The organism is Paramuribaculum intestinale, from assembly GCF_003024925.1.
Lineage (GTDB): Bacteria > Bacteroidota > Bacteroidia > Bacteroidales > Muribaculaceae > Paramuribaculum > Paramuribaculum intestinale.
On sequence record NZ_PUED01000364.1, the window covers coordinates 1 to 1,131 of the forward strand.

3 protein-coding genes are annotated in these 1,131 nt (G+C 43.1%); all 3 read left to right on the plus strand.

Annotation, left to right across the window (positions count from 1 at the left end):
• Positions 1–116, plus strand: a 116-nt coding sequence (locus C5O24_RS13575; protein ID WP_338418708.1) for a HipA N-terminal domain-containing protein, incomplete at its 5' end; no start/stop codon positions are given.
• 20 nt (positions 117–136) lie between these two features.
• Positions 137–499, plus strand: a complete 363-nt coding sequence (locus C5O24_RS13580; RefSeq protein WP_107035066.1) for a four helix bundle protein — start codon at positions 137–139, stop codon at positions 497–499.
• A 20-nt stretch (positions 500–519) separates the two neighbouring features.
• On the plus strand, positions 520–1,131 hold a 612-nt coding region (locus C5O24_RS13585; RefSeq protein ID WP_107681987.1), incomplete at its 3' end, for a HipA domain-containing protein.

Consider the following 1,131-nt stretch of genomic DNA (forward strand, 5'->3'; position numbering starts at 1 on the left):
ACATAGCTGAGCAGAGCTGGAAAATATCTGACCGTGACAGATTTTCACTCCTCCTTGCCTGTTGCAAGGATTGCATCGGCAATGTCTCTATTCAATGCATAATGCACGATGCATAATGACAAAACATAACGCAAAGATGAAACAGTCTGAAGATAATTTAATTGTGCATAAAAGCAAGCAATTTGCATTAAGGGTTATAAAGCTTTATCGCTACTTGTGTGAAGATAAAAAAGAGTATGTCTTATCTAAACAATTATTACGTAGCGGAACAAGCATTGGTGCAAATGTCAAAGAGGCAATAAGAGGTCAAAGTAAGCAGGATTTTGGAGCAAAAATGAATATTGCTTTGAAAGAAGCCAGCGAATCTGAATATTGGATTGAGCTATTAGGTGAATCAGAGTACTTGTCAAACGCTGAGAAAGACAGCATTCTCACTGATTGTCGAGAATTACTTAAAATTCTTACTTCAATAGTAAAATCAACATTTAATTCTAAGTAATTATGCATTATGCATTATGAATTATGAATTGTTTATATTGCTATAAACCGCTCGCTGATGGCGAGGTGGATTATCATAAGTCGTGCGCCCGCAAAATATTTGAATCGACAACCGTTCCGGTGCTTCCATATACCAGAGCCAATATCAAGGAGTTGGCACGGGAGATTGTTTCTGCAAGCACCACTGTGACCGGTGCGCAGGCAAAACTGTCGCTTGACATTACAAGGGGCCATGCCGGAGAGCCGCAACGCTTCACCATTGTCGGGCTGTGGGGACGGTTTATCCTCAAACCTCAGACCGACCGTTTTGCCAATCTTCCGGAGAATGAAGACCTGACTATGCATTTGGCGGAAGCGGCAGGAATCAAAACTGTGCCACATTCGCTGATTCGCTTTGCCGATGGCGAACTCTGCTACATAACCCACCGCGTTGATCGCACCAAGAATGGCGACAAGATTGCTATGGAGGATATGTGCCAGTTGTCGGAGCGTCTGACCGAGGATAAATATAAAGGTTCATACGAGCGTATTGCGAAATTGATAAAGCAATACTCGGCGGCTCCGCTATTGGATGTTGTCAACTTTTGGGAGGTAGTGGTTTTCTCATGGCTGACGGGTAATGCCGACATGCAC

Excerpts from the sequence above, each read along its gene's own strand:
- C5O24_RS13580 (WP_107035066.1), top strand. The coding sequence starts at position 137 with ATGAAACAGTCTGAAGATAATTTAATTGTGCATAAAAGCAAGCAATTT.